This is a genomic window from Streptomyces sp. NEAU-sy36, from assembly GCF_013423905.1.
Taxonomy (GTDB): Bacteria; Actinomycetota; Actinomycetes; order Streptomycetales; family Streptomycetaceae; genus Streptomyces; species Streptomyces misionensis.
Genome location: NZ_CP058977.1, coordinates 3,292,427 through 3,307,173 on the forward strand (window position 1 = coordinate 3,292,427; position 14,747 = coordinate 3,307,173).

At 74.3% G+C, this 14,747-nt stretch carries 15 protein-coding genes; 12 read left to right on the top strand and 3 right to left on the bottom strand.

The features are described 5' to 3' along the window. Positions 1-180: 180 nt before the first annotated feature. The 9 genes from HZZ00_RS15165 to HZZ00_RS15205 all read left to right on the top strand — a co-directional run bounded on the left by HZZ00_RS15165 (position 181) and on the right by HZZ00_RS15205 (position 8,582). On the top strand, positions 181-753 hold the full coding sequence (locus HZZ00_RS15165; protein WP_180332674.1) for a 2Fe-2S iron-sulfur cluster-binding protein: 573 nt from the start codon (positions 181-183) through the stop codon (positions 751-753). Beyond that, positions 750-1,742 carry a xanthine dehydrogenase family protein subunit M gene (locus tag HZZ00_RS15170; protein ID WP_180332675.1) on the top strand — a complete coding sequence of 331 codons (993 nt, stop codon included), beginning with the start codon at positions 750-752 and terminating at the stop codon, positions 1,740-1,742. Before HZZ00_RS15165 ends, HZZ00_RS15170 begins: the two co-directional genes overlap by 4 nt. Beyond that, positions 1,739-3,886: a xanthine dehydrogenase family protein molybdopterin-binding subunit gene (locus HZZ00_RS15175; RefSeq protein WP_180332676.1), complete on the top strand. Its 2,148-nt coding sequence runs from the start codon at positions 1,739-1,741 to the stop codon at positions 3,884-3,886. Before HZZ00_RS15170 ends, HZZ00_RS15175 begins: the two co-directional genes overlap by 4 nt. Next, positions 3,879-5,018, top strand: a complete 1,140-nt coding sequence (locus HZZ00_RS15180; protein ID WP_180332677.1) for an XdhC family protein — start codon at positions 3,879-3,881, stop codon at positions 5,016-5,018. Before HZZ00_RS15175 ends, HZZ00_RS15180 begins: the two co-directional genes overlap by 8 nt. Before the next feature lie 66 nt (positions 5,019-5,084). After that, positions 5,085-6,389 (top strand): FAD-dependent oxidoreductase, encoded by a 1,305-nt coding sequence (locus HZZ00_RS15185; RefSeq protein WP_180332678.1) that lies wholly within the window; start codon positions 5,085-5,087, stop codon positions 6,387-6,389. Between the two features lie 58 nt (positions 6,390-6,447). Beyond that, positions 6,448-7,404, top strand: coding sequence for a hypothetical protein (locus HZZ00_RS15190; RefSeq protein WP_180332679.1), 957 nt, complete (start codon positions 6,448-6,450; stop codon positions 7,402-7,404). A gap of 320 nt (positions 7,405-7,724) precedes the next feature. Further along, positions 7,725-7,889: a 50S ribosomal protein L33 gene (gene rpmG / locus HZZ00_RS15195; protein ID WP_070024896.1), complete on the top strand. Its 165-nt coding sequence runs from the start codon at positions 7,725-7,727 to the stop codon at positions 7,887-7,889. Positions 7,890-8,089: 200 nt separating this feature from the next. After that, positions 8,090-8,347, top strand: a complete 258-nt coding sequence (locus HZZ00_RS15200; RefSeq protein ID WP_180332680.1) for a DUF6400 family protein — start codon at positions 8,090-8,092, stop codon at positions 8,345-8,347. Beyond that, complete coding sequence (locus HZZ00_RS15205) at positions 8,334-8,582, top strand: hypothetical protein (RefSeq protein ID WP_180332681.1); 249 nt, start codon at positions 8,334-8,336, stop codon at positions 8,580-8,582. Before HZZ00_RS15200 ends, HZZ00_RS15205 begins: the two co-directional genes overlap by 14 nt. Before the next feature lie 24 nt (positions 8,583-8,606). Here HZZ00_RS15205 and HZZ00_RS15210 read toward each other — a convergent pair whose 3' ends face one another. Further along, a complete protein-coding gene (locus HZZ00_RS15210) occupies positions 8,607-9,422 on the bottom strand; it encodes an SGNH/GDSL hydrolase family protein (protein WP_180332682.1) in 816 nt (271 codons plus the stop codon). A gap of 353 nt (positions 9,423-9,775) precedes the next feature. Here HZZ00_RS15210 and rox point away from each other — a divergent pair, with 353 nt between their 5' ends. After that, positions 9,776-11,203 carry a rifampin monooxygenase gene (gene rox, locus HZZ00_RS15215; RefSeq protein WP_180332683.1) on the top strand — a complete coding sequence of 476 codons (1,428 nt, stop codon included), beginning with the start codon at positions 9,776-9,778 and terminating at the stop codon, positions 11,201-11,203. Positions 11,204-11,325: 122 nt separating this feature from the next. Here rox and HZZ00_RS15220 read toward each other — a convergent pair whose 3' ends face one another. After that, a complete protein-coding gene (locus HZZ00_RS15220) occupies positions 11,326-12,255 on the bottom strand; it encodes an SDR family oxidoreductase (protein WP_180332684.1) in 930 nt (309 codons plus the stop codon). Between the two features lie 88 nt (positions 12,256-12,343). Between HZZ00_RS15220 and HZZ00_RS15225 the strand changes: the two genes are divergently transcribed. Both HZZ00_RS15225 and HZZ00_RS15230 read left to right on the top strand, forming a co-directional pair. Then, positions 12,344-12,970, top strand: coding sequence for a TetR/AcrR family transcriptional regulator (locus HZZ00_RS15225; protein WP_180332685.1), 627 nt, complete (start codon positions 12,344-12,346; stop codon positions 12,968-12,970). Positions 12,971-13,119: 149 nt separating this feature from the next. Then, complete coding sequence (locus tag HZZ00_RS15230; RefSeq protein WP_180332686.1) at positions 13,120-13,413, top strand: hypothetical protein; 294 nt, start codon at positions 13,120-13,122, stop codon at positions 13,411-13,413. Positions 13,414-13,453: 40 nt separating this feature from the next. Here the strand turns inward: HZZ00_RS15230 and HZZ00_RS15235 are convergent, their stop codons facing one another. Then, positions 13,454-14,722, bottom strand: coding sequence for a Tat pathway signal protein (locus HZZ00_RS15235; RefSeq protein WP_180332687.1), 1,269 nt, complete (start codon positions 14,720-14,722; stop codon positions 13,454-13,456). Between the last annotated feature and the right edge of the window lie 25 nt (positions 14,723-14,747).

The window sequence follows — 14,747 nt, forward strand, 5'->3', positions numbered from 1 at the left end:
AGCGGCCGGACCCGCCCCAGCGGCAGACATCGGCCCCCGTACATCCTCCCCGGTATCCGCACCCGCGCCCCGCGCGGTCCCGCCCCAGCACGCTCGCACCGCCCGGCGGCCCGTCCGCCGGTCCGTCCGTTCCCGTACAAGCTGCCCGTCGGCCGCTCCGGAAATGCGAAAGAAGCTGCCATGGCCACCTCGACGTCCAGTGTCGTCACCCTGCACATCAACGGCGAGAAGTTCACACTGCCCGTCGACCACCGCACCACCCTGCTCGACGCCCTGCGTGAGCGCCTCACCCTGACCGGCACCAAGAAGGGCTGTGACCAGGGCCAATGCGGTGCCTGCACCGTCCTGCTCGACGGGCGCCGGACCGTCGCCTGCCTGCAACTGGCCGTGGCGGCCGAGGGGCGGGAGATCACCACCATCGAGGGCGTCGCGGAGGGCGACCGGCTGCACCCGGTGCAGCAGGCCTTCCTCGACCTCGACGGCTTCCAGTGCGGCTACTGCACACCGGGGCAGATCTGTTCCGCGATCGGGGTGCTCCGGGAGCACGCGGAGGGGCGGCCGAGCGCCGTCACCGACGACATCCGGCCCGAGGCGGGACCGCCGCCGCTGACCCCCGAGGAGATCCGGGAGCGCATGAGCGGCAACCTGTGCCGGTGCGGTGCCTACGTCGCCATCGTGGACGCCGTGGCCAGGGCGGCGGCGGACCCGCGGACCAGCGGTGTCGCGCTCGTGTCCGAGGAGGGTGTGGCATGAGGGAGTTCGACTACCAGCGGGCCGCCGATGTCGCCGGCGCCGTCGCCCTGCTCGGCGCCGACCCGGACGGCCGCTACCTCGGCGGCGGCACCAATCTGGTCGACCTGATGAAGGCGGGCGTCGAACGCCCCGGCCGGCTGGTCGACATCCGCGAACTGCCCCTCGACCGCGTCGAGCCGACGCCCGAGGGCGGGCTGCTCATCGGCGCCACCGTCACCAACGCGGACCTCGCCGCCCACCCCGAGGTGCGGCGCCGCTACCCGGCGCTGGCCCACGCCCTGCTGGCCGGCGCGTCCGGACAGCTGCGCAACATGGCGACGGTCGGCGGCAATCTCCTCCAGCGCACCCGCTGCGGCTACTTCACCGATGTCAGCGCGCCCTGCAACAAGCGCGTGCCCGGCAGCGGCTGCCCCGCGCTGGAGGGCGAGCACCACAATCACGCCATCCTCGGCGCCTCCGGGAGCTGTGTGGCCGTCCACCCCTCGGACATGGCCGTCCCGCTCACCGCCTTCGACGCCGTCGTACGGTTCGAAACCGCCGACGGGCCGGGCGAGTTGCCGCTCACGGAGTTCTACCGGCCCGTCGGCGACACCCCGCAGCGCGAGACCGCGTTGCCGGCCGGCGCGCTGATCACCGGCGTCGTCCTGCCGCCCGCGCCGGTCGCCGCCCGCTCCCGCTACCGCAAGGTGCGCGAGCGCGCCTCCTACGCCTTCGCCATCGGCTCCCTCGCCGCCGCGCTCGACGTCCGCGACGGCGTCGTCCGCGAGGCGCGTCTGGCCTTCGGCGCGGTCGCCTCCCGGCCCTGGCGGGCCCGCGCGGCCGAAGACGTGCTGACGGGGGCGCCGGCGACCCCCGAGACCTACGCCGCCGCCGCGGACGCCGAACTGGCCGCGGCGCGCCCGCTGCCGCACAACGGATACAAGGTGACCCTGATGCGCAACCTGGTCGTGGCCGTGCTGACCGAACTCGCCGAGGAGGCCGCCCGATGACCACCGCCGCCACCCGCGAGACCGACACCCGCGCGCCCTCCGTCGGCACCGCCCGCAGCCGCGTGGAGGGCAGGGAGAAGGTCACCGGCGCCGCCCGGTACGCGGGCGAGATCCCCTTCGCCGGCCTCGCCCACGGCTGGCTGGTCCTCTCCACGGTCGCGCACGGCCGCATCCGCGACCTGGACACCGACCCGGTCCTCGCCATGCCGGGCGTACTCGCCGTCCTGGACCACCGCAACGCCCCGCGCCTGAACACCGACTTCGCCAGCCTGCTGGGCATGCGCCCCGACCCGACCTGCGCCGTCTTCCAGCACGACCGGGTGCCGCACCGGGGCTGGCCGGTGGCGCTCGTGGTGGCCGAGACCTCCGAGCAGGCCCGGGAGGCCGCGGAGTCGCTCGTGGTCCACTACGAGGAGGAACCCCACGACACCGACTTCGGCGCGGACCGCCCCGACGCCTACCGGGTGGACGGCATCATGCCCGCGGTCACGGAGAAGGGCGACCTGGAGGCACGGCTCGCCGAGTCCGCCGTCGTGCTGGACGCCGAGTACACCACCCCCGAAGAGCACCACAACCCGATGGAACCGCACGCGGCCACCGCCCACTGGGACGGCGACCGCCTGGAGGTGTTCGACTCCAACCAGGGCGCCACCTGGGTCGTCGGCGACCTCGCCAAGCTCTTCTCGATCGATCCGGCCAGTGTGCGCGTGCGCTCCGAACACGTCGGCGGCGGCTTCGGCAGCAAGGGCGTGCGCGCCCACCAGGTGGCCGCGGTGATGGCCGCGAGCGTGCTGCGCCGCCCGGTGCGCGTGGTGATGACGCGCCGGCAGATGTTCACGCTGATCGGCTACCGCAGCCCCACCGCCCAGCGGATCAGGATCGGCGCCGACGCCGACGGCCGGATCCGCGCCCTGGAACACCGCTCGCTGAGCGCCACCTCCACCGTGTACGAGTTCGTGGAGCCCAGCTCCGGGGTGACGCGGGTGATGTACGACGCCGACGCCCACCGCACCGAGAACAGCGTGGTGCGCCTCGACGTGCCGTCCCCGACGTTCATGCGGGCCCCCGGCGAGGCGCCGGGCTCGTTCGCGCTGGAGTCGGCGATGGACGAACTCGCCGTGGCGTGCGGGCAGGACCCGGTCGCCCTGCGGCTGCGCAACGACGCCGAGCGCGGGCCGGTCTCGGGGCTGCCGTTCGCGAGCCGCCGGCTGGCCGACTGCTTCCGGGAGGGCGCCCGCAGGTTCGGCTGGGCCGACCGCGACCCGCGCCCCGGACTGCGCCGCGACGGACGCTGGCTGCTCGGCACCGGCACCGCGTCGGCCTCCTTCCCCGCGGGCGTGGCGCCCTCCACGGCGACCGTGACCGCGCATCCCGACGGCCGCTTCACCGTGCGGATCGCCGCCGCCGACATCGGCACCGGGGCCCGTACCGCGCTCACCCTGGTCGCCGCGGACGCGCTGCGCGTCGACCCGGAGCGGGTCCATGTGCGCATCGGCGACAGCGACTTCGGACCGGCGATGATCGCCGGCGGTTCCATGGGCACCCGCTCCTGGTCCTGGGCCGTGCAGACCGCGGCGCAGGAGGTGCGCGAGCGGCTCGCCCTCGGCACCGACATCCCGGCCGAGGGGATCACGGTCCGCGCCGACACCGCCGAGGCCGTCGGCGCGCTCACCCCGGCCGAACGGCACTCGTTCGGCGCCCAGTTCGCCGAGGTGGCGGTGGATCCCGGCACCGGCGAGGTACGTGTGCGCCGGATGCTGGGCATCTTCGCGGCGGGCCGGATCGTCAACCCGCTCACCGCGCGCAACCAGCTGCTCGGCGGGATGATCTGGGGCATCTCCATGGCCCTGCACGAGGAGGCGGTGCGGGACCGTGCCTCGGGCGGCCTCGTCGGCGCCGATCTCGCCGGCTACCACGTGCCCACCCACGCCGACGTGCCGCGCATCGAGGCCGACTGGATCGACGACCCGGACCCGAACGACCCGGTCGGCATCAAGGGCATCGGCGAGATCGGCATCGTGGGTGCCGCGGCGGCCGTCGCCAACGCCGTCTGGCACGCGACCGGCGTACGCCACCGCGCCCTGCCCATCCGGCCGGACCGCGTCCTGTCGGCGGCCGCGCGGGAGGGAGCCCCGGATGCTTGACCTGGCCGCGGAGCTGACCGGGTGGCTGAGCGAGGGCCGGGAGTTCGCCGTCGCCACCGTGGTCTCCGTCGGCGGCAGCGCCCCGCGCGACCCCGGCGCCGCGCTCGCCGTGGACCGCGCGGGCACCGTCATCGGCTCGGTCTCCGGCGGCTGCGTGGAGGGCGCGGTCTACGACCTGTGCCAGGAGGCGCTGGAGACCGGGCGAAGCGTGGTCGAGCGGTTCGGCTACAGCGACGAGGACGCCTTCGCCGTGGGGTTGACCTGCGGCGGGGTGATCGAGGTCCTGGTCACCCCGGTGGGCGCGCAGGCGCCCGCCCGGGCGGTCCTCGCGCAGGCCCTCGCGCTCGCCGCCGAGGGCGGTCCCACGGCCCTCGTCCGGGTCGCCCGCGGCCCGGACGGCCTGCTCGGTCACGCCCTGCTGGTGCGGCCCGACGGCCCGTACGAGGGCACCCTCGGCGGGCACCCCGACCTGGACCGGACCGCGGCGGCCGAGGCCCGCGCCCTGCTGGAGGCGGGGCGCACCGGCACGGTGGAGGTCTCCGCGGACGGCTCGCACTGCCCCGGCGGCCTCACCCTGCTGGTCGAGTCGGACGTGCCGCCCCCGCGCATGATCATCTTCGGGGCGGTGGACTTCGCCGCGGCGCTGGCCCGGGCCGGGAAGTTCCTCGGCCACCATGTGACCGTCTGCGACGCCCGGCCCGTCTTCGCCACCCCGGCCCGCTTCCCGGACGCCGACGAGGTGGTGGTCGACTGGCCGCACCGCTATCTGCGGCGCACCGCGACCGACGCCCGCACGGTGCTGTGCGTGCTCACCCACGACGCGAAGTTCGACGTACCGCTGCTCAAGGTGGCCCTCGGCATGCCGGTGGCCTTCATCGGCGCGATGGGCTCGCGGCGCACCCACGAGGACCGTGCGCGGCGGCTGCGCGCGGAGGGCGTGAGCGAGGCGGAACTGGCCCGGCTGCGCTCGCCGATCGGTCTCGACCTCGGCGCCCGCACGCCCGAGGAGACCGCCCTGTCGATCACGGCGGAGATCGTCGCGGCCCGGCGGGGCGGTACCGGGGTCCCGCTGACCGGCGGGCGGGCCCCGATCCACCGGGACCGGCCGCCGGCCGTCGCGGCGGGGGTGTGAGCGGGCGCCTTCGAGGGTAGTAATTCATCACCGGATGAATTACTGCTCGGGCGAAGGGCAGGAGCGATGGACACACGGGACAGGACCACGTGCTGCGTGGTGGGCGGCGGCCCCGCGGGCATGGTGCTCGCACTGCTGCTGGCCCGGTCCGGCGTCGAGGTGACGGTGCTGGAGAAACACGCGGACTTCCTGCGGGACTTCCGCGGCGACACCGTCCACCCCTCCACCCTGGCGCTGCTGGACGAGCTGGGCCTGGCCGAGCGCTTCGCCCGGCTGCCGCAGCGCCGGGTGCGCACCGTCCGGCTGCCGGTCGACCCCGGCCGCCCGGAGGTCACGGTCGCCGATCTGTCGGTGCTGCGCGGCCCCTACGACTACGTCGCGATGGTGCCCCAGTGGGACCTGCTCGACCTCCTCGCGGACGAGGCCCGCCGCGAACCCGCCTTCGAGCTGCGGATGAACACCGAGGCGACCGGCTTCCTGACCGAGGGCGGGCGGGTGACCGGCGTGCGCTACCGCACCGCCGACGGCCGCACCGGCGAGCTGCGCGCCCTGCTCACCGTGGCCTGCGACGGCCGCGGCTCGCTCGCCCGCACCCGGCCGGAGCTGCGCCTGCGCCGGTTCGCCTGCCCGATGGACGCCTGGTGGTTCCGGCTGCCGCGCCGCGCGGGGGACCCCCGCGGCCTGGTCGGCGGAGCGGGTGACCGCTTCCTCACGGCGATGATCGACCGCGGCGACTACTGGCAGTGCGCCGCCCTCATCCCCAAGGGCACCGACCAGGCCCGCCGCGCCGCCGGACTCGACCGGTTCCGGGCCGAGTTCACCGCCGCCGTCCCCTGGCTCGCCGACCGCGCCGGCGTCCTGCGCTCCTGGGACGAGGTCAAGCTCCTCGACGTACGCCTGGACCGGCTGCGCCGCTGGCACCGCCCCGGCCTGCTGTGCATCGGCGACGCGGCCCACGCCATGTCCCCGGTCTTCGGCATCGGCATCAACCTCGCGGTCCAGGACGCCGTGGCCACCGCCCGCCTCCTCGCCGGACCGCTGCGCCGCGGCACCGTGCGCCCCCGCGACCTGCGCGCGCTCCAGCGCCGCCGCCGGCCCACCACGGTCGTCACCCAGGCCCTCCAGCGGGCCGCCCACGCCCGGATCATCCGCCCCGTGCTCCAGGGCCGGCCGCCCCTCGGCGACGCGGACCGGGCGCGCCGCGTCGCCCGGCTGCTGGCCGGCTCCCCCCGGCTGCGCCGGCTGTCGGCCTACTTCATCGCGTACGGGGCGCGGCGCGAGCGCCCGCCCGCCGCGGCCGTCCGCACGGGGCGCGGCACGGACGGCCGGCACCCGGGAAACCGGCGGGCGGCGGCCGGTGAGCCGGGGTAATCCATAACGATCTCGGCGGAAACCTTGTGCAATGCCCGCACGCCCCTAGCCTCCCTGCATGGCTTTTCTTTCAGGTCGCCGCCGAAGAACGCGACTGGCTCCCGAACTTGACGACCAGGAGCTGGGCAGACTGCTCAAATCCCTGCGCGCGACCACACGGACGGGGACGATCGCCACGACCGACCTGTGCGCGGCGCAGATCACCCGGGTACTGGACCACGAACCGGGCGAGTGGGACCGTCGCACCCACCGGCTGGACGTCCTGTCCGCCTTCATGACGGACTCGCACCTGCCCGGTGCCTGGGCCGCCAGGGAGCCGCGCAATCCGGACGCGCTGGTGCTGCACGCCTGGTCACAGGTGATGCGCGCCCGCTCCGAGGGGCGCCCGGAGAACGCCTCGGCGGCCACCGACCTCTGCGTCAAGGCCGCCGACCTCGCCCCCGAGGACCCCGCCCCCTGGGTCGTCCTGCTGGCGGTGGCGCGGCTGCAACGCTGGGCACAGCCACAGGCGTTCGGGGTGTGGAACGAGGTGCTCGCCCGCGACCGCTGGAACCGCGAGGCCTACCTCACCATGCTCGGCTACCTCAGCCCCGAGGAGGGCGGCTCACGCATCCAGGTGCTGGAGTTCGTGGACACCCTGAGCGCCCGGATGCCGGCCAACGCCCCCTGCGCGGCAGTCGAACTCACCGCCCAGGTGCTCCAGTACCACTCCGTCCTCGGCCGGGGCGGGTTCGAGGCGCTGGTGGCGCGCAACCACTGGTCCCACGCCATGGCCGTACGGGCCCTCGACCGGGTGGCCCACACCTGGAACCAGCCCGGCTTCCTCCGGCACGCCAGGGCCCTGGCCGACCTCAACCTGCTGGCCTACGCGCTGATGGCCGCCGACCGCCGCCGCGATGCCGCCGCGCTCTTCGAGACCATCGGCGGCATCGTCACGCCCTGGCCCTGGAACACCGGCGGCGATCCGCTCACCGAGTACGACCAGGCGCAGCGCAGGGCCACCGTCGGCCTGTGACGGAGGCCGGCTCGAGAAGTCGTCGGGGGGCGCGGGCGCGGCGCGGGCGGCGGGCACCAGCAGGCCGGTCCACACCACCACCCAGTGCCCGCTGTCCGGTTCCGGAGTGATCCTGGGAGTTCCCGGAGAGCCCGGCCCGATGCCGCCCGCGCCGGGAGTCGACCGCGGGAATCCCCCAGGGAACTCCCAGCGGGAGGGGACCGCCGGGCCGGGACCCGGCGATGGAATATCCCGGCCTCCGGCCCGGTTGAGCCGTGTGATTGGCATGCCCGGGACATAGCCCGAGGAGGGCGGAGGCCGGGCGGAAAGGTAGCGAGGTCATGGCACGCAGCACCGCGCGTCCCGTCGTCAAGCTGAAGTCGACCGCCGGGACCGGCGTCACCTACGTGACGCGCAAGAACCGACTCAACGACCCCGACCGGCTCGTTCTGCGCAAGTACGACCCGGTCGTCGGGGAGCATGTCCCCTTCCGTGAGGAGCGCTGACGCTCCGCGAGGAGCACTGATCCCTCGACGAGGAGCGCCGAGCTCCCGAAGAGGACATCGGCCTCGCTCACCCGGTGATCGAACGGCCCGGTTCCGCGAACGTGCGGCACCGGGCCGTTCGCCGTCCATGCCGCCGGCCTGCTGTGAGGTCCCCCACCCGCCCTTGCCGCAGCGGAGAAGGGCTCCCTAAGTTCGTACGTATGTCCGCAAATGACCCCGCCCCCGCCGCCGCCCCGGTCGAGTTCTCCGTCGACCTCACCGCCCACGAGATGCTCCGCCGGGCCCACGTCATGGACGCCGTCGCCCCCGCCTGGGACCCCGTCAAGGCGCTGCGGGACGAGGACGCCGCTCGCGACCTGCTCTACTCCGGCCTCGACGAGGAGCAGCAGCGCGTCTACGACGAACTGGTCGCCGCCGGTGTCCTGCCCGAGCGCGGAGACGGCCGTGCTGCCGCTTGATCCGCACGCCGACATCGGCCGCCGCGCCTGGGTGACCTGCCCCAACTGCGCGGACCACCGCGGCTGCGCCACCTGCGAGGAACGCCGCAGGTGCGGCCGGCACTGGCGCTATCTGCTGTCCAACACCGGCAGCGTGCTCCACCTCCAGTGCCCCACCTGCACCCACGTCTGGGACCACGAGACCGGCTTCGGCGCCACCCGCGGCCGTCCCAACCGCGCCCCCGGCGACCGCTGACGGCGGCGCCCCGTCCGGACCGGCTCAGGCCGTGCGCGTGAACAGGGGAAGATAGCCGAGGGACTGCCCCGAGGCCGTGGGGTGGTACGACTCCGTCAGGTCCAGCAGGTCGACGCTGCGCATCCAGGGGCCGGCCGAGCAGATCTCGTGCCCGCTGAACGCCTTGCGGGCGTCGGCGAACGTGAAGCCGTGCCGGGTGGCACGCTGGGCGATCAGGCTGTCGAGATGGTCGATGGCCGCGTTGAGCGCGGCCCGCTCACTGTCGTCGAGCCCGCGCGCACAGGTGCCGTGCAACTGGTAGAAGTGCGGATACCCGAGCACCACGACATGGGCGGACGGCGCCTTGCTCCGGATCGCCGAGTAGAGCCGGTCCAGATTGGCCGGCAGGTTCTTGTCGACGTAGTCGCGCGCGTTGCCGATGGCGGACATGCACGTGGTGGTGCCGGGCAGGGCGCAGATCCCCATGACCTTCGCCCAGCTCGCGTCACTGCCGCCGGCGGTGATGCTGACCAGGTCGGTCCGGGCGTCGAGGGGCCCCAGCTGCTTGGCCAGGACGTCGCCGGTCTTCGCGCCGTTGCAGGCGACGAAGGCGAAGGACGAGGCGTGGGCCGACGCCCACAGCGCGGGGTACGCCTTGCTGCTGCGCAGGCATTCCGCGCCCGAGCCGAGATAGCTGCCGGCGCCCACCCCCGCCGAGTACGAGTCCCCGAGGGCCACATAGGCCACGGCCGTCCTGCCGGGCGCTCCCTGGGCGGCCGGAGCGGTCGTCGGACCGGTGAGGGCGCAGGCGCCCGCGAGGAGCACGGCGGCGGCCCAGGACTGGATGCGGAAGGGTCTCATGCCTCCCGTTTATCGCGGACCCCCGCCACCGCCGCCTCGTCACCGTCCGCGACCTTGACAACGCGCTGCGTCGATGCGTCCACGGTGATCGCCCGGCGGCGGAAGGCCCCCCGTCCGCCGCCGGCCGGCTGTGCCCAGCCCGGCGTTCACCCGAAGGGACGTCACCCGTACGGCTCAGTGGCATCGGAGCGGCGAACAGAAAAGGCAAGGAGCGCGTACTCCTTGCCACTCTCAACATATAGCGGGCGGGGGGCCTTGCGGCAAGCCCCCGTACGCGGCGCACAATCACCAGCCTGAACGGCGGGCCGCCGGTGGCAGCGCGGTCCGTGACCTGGGTATATGGGGGGATTTCCGTGATCGACGTGATCATCGCGGGCGGCGGGCCGACCGGACTCATGCTCGCCGCCGAGTTGCGGCTGCACGGCGTGCGCACGGTCGTGCTGGAGAAGGAGACGGAGCCGACCGGGATCGTCCGGGCGCTGGGCCTGCACGTGCGCAGCATCGAGGTGCTGGATCAGCGCGGTCTGCTGGACCGGTTCCTGGCGCTCGGCCGGCGGCATCCGCTCGCCGGCTTCTTCGCCGGCATCCGCAAGTCGGAGCCGCAGGGCCTGGACACCGCGCACGGGTACGTCCTCGGCATCCCGCAGCCCGTGACCGACCGCCTGCTGGCCGAGCACGCCGTCGAGCTGGGCGCCGAGATCCGACGTGGCAGCGAACTGACCGGTCTGAGCCAGGACGCGGACGGGGTGAGCGCCGAGCTGGCCGACGGCACCCGGCTGCGCTCGCGCTATCTCGTCGGCTGCGACGGCGGCCGCAGCACGGTGCGCAAGCTGCTCGGCATCGGGTTTCCGGGCGAGCCCTCGCGGGTCGACACCCTCCTGGGCGAGATGCGGCTGACGGCGTCCCCGGAGGAGGTGGCCGCCGTGGTCGCCGACGTCCGCAGGACCCAGCTGCGCTTCGGCGCCATGCCCATCGGCGAGGGCGTGTACCGCGTCGTCGTACCCGCCGACGGGGTCGCCGAGGACCGCTCGGTCCCGCCGACGCCCGAGGAGGTCCGAGCGCAGCTGCGGGCCGTCGCCGGCACCGACTTCGGCATGCACGAGCCGCGCCGGCTCGCCCGCTTCGGCGACGGCACCCGGCTGGCCGAGCGCTATCGGGACGGCCGGGTCCTGCTGGCCGGTGACGCGGCGCACGTCCACCCGCCGATGGGCGGGCAGGGGCTCAACCTCGGCCTCCAGGACGCCTTCAACCTCGGCTGGAAACTGGCCGCCGAGATCGCCGGCTGGGCGCCCGCGGACCTGCTGGACACCTACCACCGCGAACGGCACCCCGTGGCCGCCGACGTACTGGAGAACACCCGGGCGCAGATGGAGCTGGTCTCCCTCGAACCGGGCGCCCGGGCGGTGCGCCGGCTGGTGACGGAGCTGATGGACTTCGAGGAGGTGAACCGCCACCTCACCGAGAAGATCATCGCGACCGGGATCCGCTACGACGTCGGCGAGGGCCACGACCTGCTCGGCCGGCGGCTGCCCGACATGCCGCTGAAGCACGGCCGCCTCTACGAGCTGATGCGACACGGCCGCGGCCTGCTGCTCGACGGCACCGGCCGCCTCTCGGTGACCGGCTGGGCGGACCGGATCGACCATGTCGTCGACGGCAGCGAGCGGCTGGACGTCCCCGCGGTGCTGCTGCGTCCGGACGGCCATGTGGTCTGGGCCGGCGAGGACCCGGCGGACCTGGCCCGTCGGCTGCCGAGGTGGTTCGGCGCGCCGCTCGCCTAGCCGGCCCGCCCGGCCCGCCCCCGGTGAATGCCGCCGCCGAGGGGCGGGCCGACCGGTTTTCGAGGCCCGGCCGGTGCCCGCGGCGCGGACCGCGAGGCCTCGTGCCGCGGTGCCGGCCGGGGTCAGACGGTGCTGCCCGCCGGGGCGCGGAAGTAGTGCCCCTCCTCCAGGTCGGCGAGCAGGCCGGGCCGGGTCGGCTCCCAGCCGAGCAGCTCGCGGGTGAGGTCGTTCGAGGCGGGGGCGTCCACCGCCGCGAAGCCGCTCATCCAGCCGAAGTGAGCGGCCGCGTCCTCGGCGCCCACCGAGACCGTGGGCACACCGAGATGACGGCCGATCACCTCGGCCACCTCCCGGATCGGGACGCCCTCCTCGGCGATGCCGTGGAGCACGGTTCCCGCCGGGGCCTTCTCGACCGCGAGCCGGAACAGCCGCGCCGCGTCGAGCCGGTGCACGGCCGGCCAGCGGTTGGCGCCGTCGCCCACGTACCCGGAGGCGCCCTTCTCCCGCGCTATGCCGATCAGGCCGGCGACGAACCCGTGGTCGCCCTCGCCGTGGCAGGTGGGGGCGAGCCGTACCACGCAGGAGCGCACTCCACGCTCCGCGCACGCCAGTACGGCCTCCGCGGTGATCGCCCGGATCAAGACCGGCGAGTCGCCTTCGACCTTGGGCCTGTCCCGCTCCGTCGACACCTGGCCCGGCTTGAGCCCGGCGACCCCGGAGGCGATGACGAAGGGGCGGTCGCTCCCGGCGAGCGCCCCGGTGAGGGTGTCGACGGCCCTGCGGTCGGCCTCGGCCGCGCTCCGGAATTCCCCGGAGAAGGCGATGTCGTGCTTGAAGGCGAGGTGGATCACCCCGTCGGAGTCGGCGGCGGCGGACGCGAGGACTTCGAGGTCGTCCAGGCTGCCGCGGACGACCTCGGCGCCTGCCGCGGTGAGAGCGGCGGCGGAGGCGTCGGAGCGGGCGAGGCCGACCACCTGATGGCCCGCGTCGAGGAGTTCGGGAACGACGGCGGAACCGATCCAGCCGGACGCACCGGTCACGAAAACGCGCATGAGTGTTCTCCCGGAACAGTTGATGTCAGTGACTGCCGTCGAACGCTAGCACTGATGTCGGTGACTGTCATCGCGTAGGATTCGCGCCATGGGCAGATGGGAGCCGAACGGGCGGGAACGGCTGGCGAAGGCGGCGCTGGAGTTGTACGGCGAGCGCGGATTCGAGCAGACCACCGTGGCGGAGATCGCGAAACGCGCCGGACTCACCGAGCGCACGTTCTTCCGGCACTACGCCGACAAGCGCGAAGTCCTGTTCGCCGGGTCCGGTGAACTGGAGCGGCTGTTCACCGAGGCCGTCGCCGACGCCCCGCTCGCCGCGGCCCCCCTCGACGCGCTGGCGGCCGGCCTGGACGCGGTCTGCGTGATGTTCGAGGAGCGGCGCGAGTTCGCGGGCAAGCGGCATGCCGTGATCTCCGCGACCGCCGAACTGCGCGAGCGTGAACTGATCAAGCTCGCCTCGCTCGCGGCCGCACTCGCCGACACCCTGCGCCGCCGGGGCGTCCCGGAACCCGCCGCCAGCCTGACCGCCGAGACGGGCGTCGCCGTCTTCAAGGTCGCCTTCGAACGCTGGATCACCGCGGACGAGCAACGGCCACTGGCCCGGCTGGCACGGGACTCGCTGGAGCAGCTCAAGGCCGTGGCCACGGGAGGCGCCCCGGCGGGCGCGGCCGGCGAGGCGGCACCGGTGCCTGCCGAGGCGCGGCCGGGCGGATGAGGCAGGGACGGCTCCTTCCGTCCGCGGACGCGGATGAGTGAGGCGTGAGTGGTGGGGTAGACGCCCCCACCGGCCGGTCGTGCACCGACGGGGTGAGCCACCGCAGGGCGCCCCGGGCCCGTCACCGGCCGCGCAGGAAGGAGAACGTCATGATCAAGCTGATTCGGCACGCGGGAGCGGTGGGAGCATCGGCCGCACTGGTCGGTGGCGCGCTGCTCGCCGGCGCCGGCTCCGCGTCGGCCACGCCCCAGCACGCCCCGGGTACCGGGACCCGTTCCGCGGCGGTGCGGGCCACCTCCGTCTGCTCCCGGCAGCACCACCGCCTCGACCCCTGGATCGAGGGACAGCTGGCCCGGTTCGACCCCGCCGCCAAGCGCAAGCTGGCGGTCTACGACCCGTGGGTCAAGGACCAGCTGGCGCTCTACGCGCCGACCGCCTGCTAGGACCGCCGCAGCCGTTGCCGCCGCACCCGCACGGGCCGGGTCAGTCCACGAACTCCATGGCCGGGTACCTCGGCGACGGCCCCTCCAGCAGCCGCCCGCTGCCGCCGCGCAGCCAGTGGTCGAAGTAGGCGGCCACATACGCCTCGCTCGTACGGATCGCCGTGACCGGGTCGAGGGTGCCGAGGGCGGCGGCCTGCGCGGACGGTGACAGGTGCAGCTGAGGCAGGAGGGCCTCCGCGTCCGTGGTCGAGGCGTGGTCCGAGTCACGCAGGGTGAGCTGACGCGTCCAGCCCGGTGTGTGGGCGCGGAACGCCTGCCAGCCCGGGCCGGTGTCCGTCTCGCCGTCCTTGCCCAGCAGCAGGAACGGCCGGTCCAGGCCGTGCCGGGCGACCGGCATCGGCGAACCGTCGACGTAGGTCAGGTTGCCGTCCATGTCGATGCCCGCGGTGATCCTGTGGTCGGCGTCCATCGCCAGGGCCGCGGCGCTGCCGCCCATGGAGTGGCCGAACATGCCCACCCTCGACAGATCCAGCGCGCCGGTCAGCCCCTTCGGCAGGCGCTGCCCGTCCGCGTCGGGGTCGTGACCGTCGCCGAGCAGTCGCAGTCGGTCGAGGACGAAGCGGATGTCCGCGACCCGGACGGCCAGGGACTTGCGGATGAAGGCGTCGGGATCGCCGGGCGGCACCATGGTGGCGAGCGAGCCGTCCGGGAACTGGACCTCGGGCGACTCATAGGTGTGGTCGACGGTCACGACGGCGTAGCCGCGGCTGGCCAGGTCCGCCACCAGCGTGGTGCCCCAGGTGCGGGGTTCGCCGAGCCCGGGCGAGTAGAGGATCACCGGGAGCCGCCCTCTTCGGCCCGGGGCAACCGGAGCACCTAGCGCCACGTGGGTGGCGACGCCGGCCCAGTCGGTTCGGCCGGTGGGGAGGCCGAGCTGGAGATAGTCGTCGGCGGTGACGCGGTCGAAGTGGGCCGCCGCTGCGGGCAGCATGTACGGGGCCTGCGGGCGGCCGGCCGTGTGGGCCGCCGGGTAGAACACGCTGACCATCAACTCGCGGTGGAGCGGCCCCTGTTGCCAGGGATCGGGACGTGCGGTGTCCACCAGGTGCAACGACACCTCGCCGACGGGGTGCGGCCCGGTGGGGGAGGGCAGCGCCAGGCGGCGGGGCGACGGCGCGGTGGAGGGCGCGATGGTGGTCGCGGCGGCGGGCAGGGACGCCGCGAGGGTGCAGAAGGCGGCGACCGCACAGGCGAGGAGGGTCCGTAACCCCACGCCCCTGCGGCGTCCGCGCGGATGTTCGTCGGTCATGACTCAAGGGTGACGGCTCGTCAGC